General features: G+C 35.0%; 10 protein-coding genes. 7 read left to right on the top strand and 3 right to left on the bottom strand.

Translation table 11 applies throughout. The features are described from left to right. Positions 1-133: 133 nt before the first annotated feature. From corA to QQZ16_RS22180, 5 genes are all read left to right on the top strand, one after another. Complete coding sequence (gene corA, locus QQZ16_RS22200) at positions 134-1081, top strand: magnesium/cobalt transporter CorA (protein WP_031535698.1); 948 nt, start codon at positions 134-136, stop codon at positions 1079-1081. A gap of 212 nt (positions 1082-1293) precedes the next feature. After that, positions 1294-2139, top strand: a complete 846-nt coding sequence (locus QQZ16_RS22195; protein WP_414630348.1) for a YitT family protein — start codon at positions 1294-1296, stop codon at positions 2137-2139. Between the two features lie 216 nt (positions 2140-2355). Continuing rightward, complete coding sequence (locus QQZ16_RS22190) at positions 2356-3150, top strand: SGNH/GDSL hydrolase family protein (RefSeq protein WP_031535703.1); 795 nt, start codon at positions 2356-2358, stop codon at positions 3148-3150. Next, positions 3143-4057, top strand: coding sequence for an ABC transporter ATP-binding protein (locus tag QQZ16_RS22185; protein WP_031535705.1), 915 nt, complete (start codon positions 3143-3145; stop codon positions 4055-4057). The genes QQZ16_RS22190 and QQZ16_RS22185 overlap by 8 nt, the downstream gene beginning before the upstream one ends. Then, positions 4050-5030 (top strand): ABC transporter permease, encoded by a 981-nt coding sequence (locus QQZ16_RS22180; protein WP_031535707.1) that lies wholly within the window; start codon positions 4050-4052, stop codon positions 5028-5030. Before QQZ16_RS22185 ends, QQZ16_RS22180 begins: the two co-directional genes overlap by 8 nt. 35 nt (positions 5031-5065) lie before the next feature. Here the strand turns inward: QQZ16_RS22180 and QQZ16_RS22175 are convergent, their stop codons facing one another. After that, positions 5066-5398 carry a DUF3889 domain-containing protein gene (locus QQZ16_RS22175; protein WP_031535709.1) on the bottom strand — a complete coding sequence of 111 codons (333 nt, stop codon included), beginning with the start codon at positions 5396-5398 and terminating at the stop codon, positions 5066-5068. Between the two features lie 27 nt (positions 5399-5425). Beyond that, a complete protein-coding gene (locus QQZ16_RS22170) occupies positions 5426-6403 on the bottom strand; it encodes a M14 family zinc carboxypeptidase (RefSeq protein ID WP_284561790.1) in 978 nt (325 codons plus the stop codon). Between the two features lie 227 nt (positions 6404-6630). On the opposite strand from QQZ16_RS22170, the gene QQZ16_RS22165 reads away from it, so the two are divergent. Next, the gene (locus QQZ16_RS22165) at positions 6631-6876 is read left to right on the top strand and encodes a YhdB family protein (RefSeq protein ID WP_031535713.1); all 246 of its coding nucleotides are present in this window, start codon (positions 6631-6633) and stop codon (positions 6874-6876) included. A 67-nt stretch (positions 6877-6943) separates the two neighbouring features. Here QQZ16_RS22165 and QQZ16_RS22160 read toward each other — a convergent pair whose 3' ends face one another. Beyond that, entirely contained in the window at positions 6944-8485 is a 1542-nt protein-coding gene (locus QQZ16_RS22160; RefSeq protein ID WP_109768306.1) for a bifunctional GNAT family N-acetyltransferase/carbon-nitrogen hydrolase family protein, read from the bottom strand. A gap of 204 nt (positions 8486-8689) precedes the next feature. Between QQZ16_RS22160 and QQZ16_RS22155 the strand changes: the two genes are divergently transcribed. Next, positions 8690-9151 (top strand): disulfide oxidoreductase, encoded by a 462-nt coding sequence (locus QQZ16_RS22155; protein ID WP_284561789.1) that lies wholly within the window; start codon positions 8690-8692, stop codon positions 9149-9151. The last annotated feature ends 90 nt before the right edge of the window (positions 9152-9241 follow it).

The following is a 9241-nucleotide window of genomic DNA, read 5'->3' as shown; positions in this document are numbered from 1 at the left end:
AACTTTTTCAGATAGTGGGGGGCTAGCCCCCCACTATCTGAACTAACATCTATAGAATTATCAAAGAACAATATTTTAATTGGAAATTACCTCGAAAGAGGACTATAAACTTACTATACGAGGAGTTATTGATATGATTCATACCTTAGCTATAACGAAAAACAATCAGCTAATCTCTGATCTTACAATAGAAGAAATCTTAGACGGAGATTATAGGTGGTTTTGGGTTGATTTTGATCAACCTATCGAAATGGAAATCGAGAAATTACATCATCCTTTTGAATTCCATCCATTATCAATAGAAGATTGTCTCCATAATTTGCAGCGTCCTAAAATAGACTTTTTTGAAACATACACCTTTTTTGTCACTCATTGTTTAAATCCTAAAACAATTAAAAAAGACGAACTTAATATTTTCTTAGGTGAAAATTATATTGTTACCTTTCATCATCATACTTCTATTGAAGTTCGTGCTGTAAATAATTTGTTAGCAAATGACGATATTGGAGCATGGACACAATATACCGTTCTTTATCAGCTATTAGATCATCTAGTGGATAATTATATTCCCATTGTCTATGAGATTGAGGATACTTTAGCAGAAATTGATGAAAATCCTGATAAAAAAACAATGGAAGCATTACTTGATGAATTATTTACGACAAGGCATCAGCTTCTCTCCTTACGTCATACGGTCGTACCAATGAAAGATTTGGTATATAAAATGATTAATACCGAAAAATTATCTGCTCTCTTAATGAAAAGAGAATATTATTCTGATATTTATGATCATTTATTAAAAATCAGTGAATTGATTGAATCAAATCGCGAATTGACAACAGATATAAGAGATAGTTATCTCTCATACAATTCCCATCATTCAAATAGAATTATGCAAATTCTTACAGTCATAACAACCATTTTTATGCCACTTAGCTTTTTAGCGGGCTTATATGGGATGAACTTTGTAAATATTCCTGAGCTTCATTGGAAATATGGATACTTTGGGTTATTGTTTCTTATGGCAATAATCGTTATCGGCATGTTTATATTGTTCAAAAGAAAAGGATGGTTTAAGTAAAGATAGAGTTTTTCCTTTTACGTTACTGATTATATTAGTAAATACGAAGCTATGATGCATCTATTTCAAAACTAGTATGATAAAATAGAATTATCTATCTATTCGTTTTTCACACGCTTTTTACATAGAATTTCTACTATTGGGGGGGATTGATGATGGAGTCATCAAATTTACACACAGAGGCTTTTCTAGAAAAACCACAGCATAAGATTATGCCAAAAAGAGTTTTAGCGAGCAGGATATTTTTCATTATTATCGGTAGTATTTTAATGGGAATTGGGATTGAGGAATTTCTTGTTCCCAATCAAATCTTGGATGGAGGAATTGTTGGAATCTCTATTATTCTCTCTCACTTATCTGGCGCAAAGCTAGGCTACTTTATCTTTTTACTTAATATACCCTTCTTCTACATTGGCTACAAGCAAATTGGTAAAACCTTTACCTTATCCACTATGCTAGGAATTAGCGTTCTTTCTGTAACTACCATTTTATTGCATGATGTACCGGTTTTCACCTCTGATTTACTTCTAGCCACTGTTTTCGGTGGAATCATTCTCGGAATCGGAGTTGGAATTGTTCTACGTTTTGGCGGCTCCCTTGATGGTACAGAAGTATTAGCTCTCCTTTTCAGTAAAAAAAGTCCCTTTTCCGTTGGTGAAATCATTATGTTTTTTAATGTATTTATCTTTATTTGTGCTGGGTTTGTTTTTTCCTGGAATCGGGCCATGTATTCATTAATTGCCTACTTTATTGCTTTTAAAGTAATTGACATTGTAATAGCTGGCTTGGATGAATCAAAATCAGTTTGGATTATTAGTGATCACTCCGAAATTATAGGAGAAACGATACTAGCAAGACTAGGACGTGGCGTAACGTATTTGAAAGGAGAAGGCGCTTACACAGGAGATACAAAGAAAGTCATTTTTTGTGTCATTAACCGTTTAGAAGAAGCAAAGCTAAAAACGATTATAGAAGAATTAGATTCGACAGCATTTCTAGCAGTAGCAAATATTTCCGAAGTTCGCGGTGGAAGATTTAAGAAAAAGGACATTCATTAAAATCCTTTTTCTGCCTTCTTGCCTAAAAAACAAATTTCCCACTCGTATTTTTTAGGCTACCTCTTTCTTGTCTGACTTGTTTCATTTATCCTTTTCTACATTTACTCTTCCTCGTTTCTATTTCGCTATTTAAAGGCGAGTAGAAAAAGATTTACAATGGATAGGTTTATTTCTCTTTGTTTTTGTGAAAAATTTCATCTGTTAGGAGGTTAAAATTTGCGAAAAAACATAACCGTTTCCATTTTAACATTATCAACCATCGTTTGTTTGCTATGGTTAATTGGCTTAGGATGGGTGCTAGTTGACTATAACAATCATCCAGATAATAATCTTCAAACAACATCCGAAGAACAGCAAAAGATAAGCAAAACAAATGGTGTACAGCTCTTAGCTTTAGGTGATTCGCTTACTCGTGGTACTGGTGATGATACTGGAAAAGGGTATATAGGGTACCTCAAGGAATCGCTAGCAGAAAAAACGGAAGAAGAAATAACGATTACTAATTATGGAATAAAAGGATTAACAACCGAGCAATTAGCCAAGCAATTAACAGAGCAGGAAATACAAAGACAAACGGCAAATGCTGACCTTCTCTTTATTACAATAGGAGGTAATGATCTTTTTCAAGGAGGACAATCCCTCACAAAAATTGATGAAGAATCAATAAGTAAATTAATGGCAACCTATTCCAAGCATTTACATACCATTCTAGCTACCATCCGTTCTGTCAACAAAGATGCACCCATTTATTTAATGGGATTATATAATCCATTTAACGATTTAGACGATAGTGCCTTAACTTCTCAAGTAGTTCGCACATGGAATAATGCTACAGCAGAGATATGCGCCAATTATGCCCAAACGATTTTTGTGCCCACCTATGACATTTTCCAGCAGAATGTACAGCAGTATTTATATTCGGATCATTTCCATCCTAATAAAAAAGGCTATCAGCTGATGGCTGAACGTGTAGCATCTCTTATTTCATGGGAGGTAAATGAAAATGAATGATATAACATTATCTGTTCAACATTTAACAAAAAGAATTGGCAAACGGGACATTATTAAAGACATTAGCTTTGAATTAAAAAGTGGAGAAGTATTTGGATTTCTTGGGCCAAATGGAGCTGGGAAGACGACTACAATACGTATGCTGGTTGGTTTAATTAAACCAACCTCTGGTCAAATATCCATTTGTGGCTACGATGTAAAAAAGGATTTTTCAAAGGCAATGGAACGTTTAGGCTGTATTGTCGAAAATCCAGAATTATATCCTTATTTAACTGGCTGGGAAAACCTCCAATATTTTGCGCGAATGTTAACAAATTCAGATGATAAACGGATTACTGAAGTTGTAAAATTAGTTGGATTAACCGATCGCATTCATGACAAGGTGAAAACATATTCCCTTGGTATGCGGCAGCGACTAGGAATTGGCCAAGCGTTATTAAGCAGACCTAAAGTATTAATTCTTGATGAGCCAACAAATGGATTAGATCCTTCTGGCATCAGAGAAATGCGGCAATTTATTCGCTTCCTTGCAAAGGAAGAAGGACTCAGTGTACTTGTATCCAGTCATTTATTAAGCGAGATTCAACTACTATGTGATCGCGTATCGATTATTTTACAAGGTAAAATCATTCATACCGAATCTGTTCATTCTTTATTAACCCAAAAGGAGAAATTAATCTGGCGTTTTACTCCTTTAGAAAAGGGAATAGAAATCTTGAAAAAGCTTGTTCCTTCTATCCATGTTCAAGAGGAGTATGTGATCACCCCCTATATAGAGGCAGAAGTAGGAAATTGGAGTCGAGTATTGATGGAGTCGAACGTGAATATTACAGAGATGAATCGACAAATCCCATCTCTTGAGCATCTTTTCTTGGAGCTTATAGGAGGTGATTCCTCTTTTGAATAAACTTATATATAACGAGATGCTAAAATTGGTCAAAAGCAAGCGTCTATTAGTTATAACAATTATTATTGGAATATTGATTATGATGTTTACATATGCACAGTATCGTGAAATGGAAAATGTCAAAAAGAGAGTGGGGGATGCTGATTGGCGAGTCACTTTACAGCAATCCATCGTAGATATGCAAAACAGAATTGGTTCTAGTGGGATTTCTGAAGAATTCCGCTCTCAATTAAAGGTTAGGATTGATCAAAGCCAGTATTATCTCGATAATAATATTAATCCGCAAGAACCAGGAGCTCCTACCTTTTTGCGTGTGTTTCTTGACAATTCCATCCAGCTCCTTCTTCCTTTAATGGTAATGATTATTTCAGCTGATCTTGTTTCATCAGAAAAAAGTATTGGTACCATTAAGCTTTTGTTGACTAGACCGGTAAGGCGTTGGAAGATCCTTTTGAGTAAATATATAACCCTAATTCTGTCTGTTTCCTTTATATTATTTATCTTTGGATTATTTTCTTATCTTATTTCTGGTCTATTCTTTGGATATGTTGGTTGGACTGCTCCCATATTAACTGGTTTTACGGTAGAAGCTGGTGAATTAAATACTGCTAATGTCCATTTAGTACCTCAATGGCAATATATTTTAATGGTTTTTGGGCTTGGTTGGTTTGTGTCTGTTGTAGTAGGTACACTTTCCTTTATGTTTTCCGTGCTTATTAAAAGTACAGCTGCAGGAATGGGTGCCATGCTTGCATTCTTGATCTCTGGTTCGATTATTAGTTCGATTGCTTCTTCTTGGGAGTCAGCCAAATACTTTTTCATGGTAAACCTAAGATTAACAGATTATCTCCAAGGAAATATTCCGCCCATTGAAGGAATGTCCCTCCCATTCTCCCTAATTGTTCTTACTATTTGGGGAGTAGCTGGAGTTATTATCTCATTTCTTGTGTTTACGAAGAAAGATATTTATTAATAGAAGTCATAAAAAAAGACCTATCCGGTCTTTTTTTACGACTTCGCTTCTTCTACAACTAAAGAAATAAATTTATCATCTTGTGTTCTGTGATTAACAGTGACAACCACTGTTTTTTCTTTCCCATCCTCTTTTACAATAAATTGAAAGGAATCTTGCTCTTCTTGTGCGGAGATTTTCTTTCTCCCTAAATATTTATAATCTGTGACAGACTCCTCTGGATAATCCGCTTTTACTACGGCAATCGCAATTGAACCGAATTTTTTATAATCTAACTCCTGTACAGCAACATTATGGGATGGAAACATAAATGCCATTATTAATACTGTGACGCTAACAATAAGAATCGATAAGGATCGCGTTTTCATAAATACCTCCAATAATTTTTACTAGTATTATTTATCCCCCAGCATTTTTTTATGTATCGCATCGATTTTTTTTGCTTCTTCGATTAAAGTTTTTGGAATCGTTTTATTTCTTTCCCATGCTTCTGGAAAGTTAGTTAAGGATGGATTCTTCTCATCCACTATTGGACATATTTCAATTGTAAACGCAGGTAAATGATACGTATTGATAAACCAATCCGTATATCCTCCGCCAACTGCATCGTTTGGTGGAGTGCCAAGTTTATATCCAGTCTCTTGTGCAAGCACTTCTGCAATCATGCGATCTCTTTCTTCATTCACACCATTATTATATTGCCAAAAAATCTCCTGGCCAGAAGAATGATAAGCTACTGCAATGATTGGCTTTATTTTTTCTGTCAATTCAACGATTGCTTTTACTTCCTTTGCTTCAAATGGTGCTTTCCCCTTATAATTTTTATAAGATGGCTCTTTTTTAGAGTCCTGTAAATTTTCCCATCCAGCAGGATATTGTCGATTAAGATCCACCCCTAGTCCGTTACTCTTCCACCGTGTAAAGTCATCTAGCCCGTCATTCATTTTCTTTATTTTTCTTTTTGAAAAAAACGGGAATTTATTAATTCTTCCTTGCTGGATCGTCACTCCGTCTGGATTAATCATCGGGACGATCCAGATGGAATAAGAACCGAGATAATTTTCGCCATTTTTCATGTTAACTGCAATGTCTTCTGCCATTTTCATTGTTAATAAAGAAGTTATCCATTCTCTTCCGTGATGTGCACCAGAAAGGAGGACGCTTTTCTCTCCTGTTCCTATTTGAATCGCATAGATTTTCCTGCCGAACTCTGATTTTCCAATCGTATGCACCTGTAATTGCTTTTTATATTTACTTTTCAAAATCCAAATGTCTTCCTGATAGTCCTCATATGTATATTCATTGCTTGCATCAATAATTGATTCTGCACTATATTGCTTAGGGTAAGCATAAAGAAATAAGCATACTGTCAATAAAATAATGAGTCGCCTTTTCATAATAACTCCTTTTTTCTTTATATTGTGGATGTATGTTATTACTTATTCACTTTAAAGAAAATTTCTCCCTTTTCTACCACGAGAAATTATACAGGTAAAAATAGATAACCCTTATAAATCAAGATAGCCAACTTTTAGTGGGTAACATTCTAACCTTTTTTCATATAATATAATCATCTCCTTCCCACAAAGGAGGCAATAAAATGAACAATACAGATTATGATCGAGCCCTTTACTATACACATCGATCAGAATGGGATAATCTTCTCCTATTAATGGTAAGAACCCAGGATAACTTTCTCTCAAAAAAAATCGAACAATTTTTACATGCCTATAACTTTGAACATGATTATTCTGTCATAGAAAAACATTTATATTCATTATTGCGCTATATTGACCACGCCAACGATTTAGCGGAAGATGACTGGATTCACACAACCACTATGTAAGAAAAAAGAATTCCACCAAAAAACCACGGTTTACGCCGTGGTTTTAATTTGTACAATATCCCTTTTTTCACTTCTTATACTCAATTCGATATACGTCAAATCTTCTATCTTTTAATTGGCGAACTGTTCCTCCTTGACGTTGTCGTCTAAGGATTTCTAAGTCAACATCCCCAATCATGACCATTTCGATGTTCGCATTTGTTTCGCCAACGATTCCGTCTCTTGCAAATTCAAAATCGGACGGGGCAAAAATCGCCGATTGCGCATATTGAATATCCATATTTTCGGTTTGCGGCAAATTCCCAACAGTCCCTGCAATAACGGTATAGATTTGATTTTCTACCGCTCTTGCTTGTGCACAATAGCGTACTCGTAAGTATCCTTGGCGATCTTCCGTACAGAATGGTGTAAAGATAATTTTTGCTCCCATATCTGTCGCAATTCGAGCAAGCTCTGGAAATTCGATATCATAACAGATTTGAATGGCAATTTTCCCGCAATCTGTATCAAAAACCCTTATAGCATCTCCTCGTCTTATTCCCCACCATTTTCGCTCATTCGGTGTTATATGTAGTTTATATTGTTTTTCGATGGTCCCATCTCGTCTAAAAAGATAAGCAATATTATAAATCTCATCATCATCTTCCTTCACAAAATGAGAGCCGCCAATGATGTTGATATTATATCGAATCGCCAAATTTGTAAAAAGCTCAATATACTGCTCTGTATACTCCGTCACTCTTCTAATGGCTGTACTTGGAACACGCTCATCCATAAACGACATTAATTGAGAGGTAAGCAGCTCTGGAAATACAACAAAATCTGATTCAGCATTAGATGCGACGTCTGTATAATACTCTACTTGATTGGCGAAATCCTCAAAGCTATATATTTGTCTCATCATATATTGCACAACACAAATTCGCACCGGATAGCTGCTCGTGAAAAAGCGTTTTGATTTTGGCATATATTCTACATTATTCCATTCCATTATCGTCGCATAGCTCTTTGATTGTGCATCATCTGGCAAATAGTTTGTATTGATGCGCATTAACGTAAAGCCATTAATGAGCTGAAAGGACAACACAGGATCATATATTTTATGATGCAGCACTTCCTGCACATATTCTCTAGCTGTCATTTGATCTTCATATTTATAATAATTCGGGATTCTGCCACCAATAATAATGCTTTGTAAATTTAATTGCCGAACTAGCTCTTTTCTTGCTTCATAAAGACGGTGGCCAATTTTCATTCTCCGAAAAGCTGGGTCGACCATTACCTCAATCCCATACAGATTATAGCCATCTGGATTATGATTTGTTATATAACCACCATCTGTCACTTCATCCCAAGTATGTCTTGCATCATATTCGTCGAAGTTAATAATCAAGCTCGAGCAAGAACCAATGATTTCCCCATCGTATTCCGCTACAAATTGACCTTCTGGAAAGATATCGAGATGACTGTTTAATTGATCTTTCTTCCAAGGATCCATACCGGGAAAACATTCAGCTTGTAACTTCATAATTTTATCAATATCCTGGTATTCCGTATTTCGTATGATTAATTTCTTTTCAAATTTTGACAAGTCCAATTTCGTCATAATCTTTGACTCCCTTATGTATGTTTCTTTTTTTCTCAAATAATGTTACTTTCTATTTACTATTTCTACATTTCCCCATTTTTTTCAGATATAATCTCTGTCTTTCATTAAAACTAGTTTGTTTACATCATTTCCAAATAGCTTTATACTTTTTCTATATTGAAAATGTTTTTAAGTGGTTGAATAAAGACAATAAAGGAGAATCGTATGGAAGAAAAAACAAAGAATGATTCCCGAGAGCATCTTTTATACTTAGCTTGGATTGCATCTGTTCTCAGTATGTTCGGCAGCCTATACTTTTCAGAAATTAGAGAGTTCGTGCCTTGTACATTATGTTGGTATCAACGGATATTAATGTACCCCTTTGTGATTATTTTAGGAATTGCTGTAATCCGAAAAGATTATAAAATCACTTTTTACACAATGTTTCTTTCAGGTTTCGGTGCATGCATTTCCATTTACCATTACTCGAAACAAAAATTAGCTAGCATCTTTGAAAGCTCTGCCGCTTGTGGACCAGTCCCTTGCACAGGCGAATACATAAATTGGCTAGGCTTTATCACAATCCCCTTCATGGCACTTGTTGGATTTATTATTATCTTTACTTGTAGCATCATCATTTGGAAAAAAACAAAGTCCTGCGGTAATATGTCAAGTACCAAAATCTAAGGAATTGGAAATTGTAAGCCAACCAATACCTAAAAAAGACAATACTTAAGAAACCCAGTAAGATATTAAACCATTTACTGGAAAATATTG

Source organism: Bacillus sp. T2.9-1 (genome assembly GCF_950097965.1).
Lineage (GTDB): Bacteria > Bacillota > Bacilli > Bacillales > Cytobacillaceae > Niallia > Niallia hominis.
Note: the sequence above shows the minus strand (reverse complement) of the source record. Positions and strands in the feature narration are given on the sequence as shown.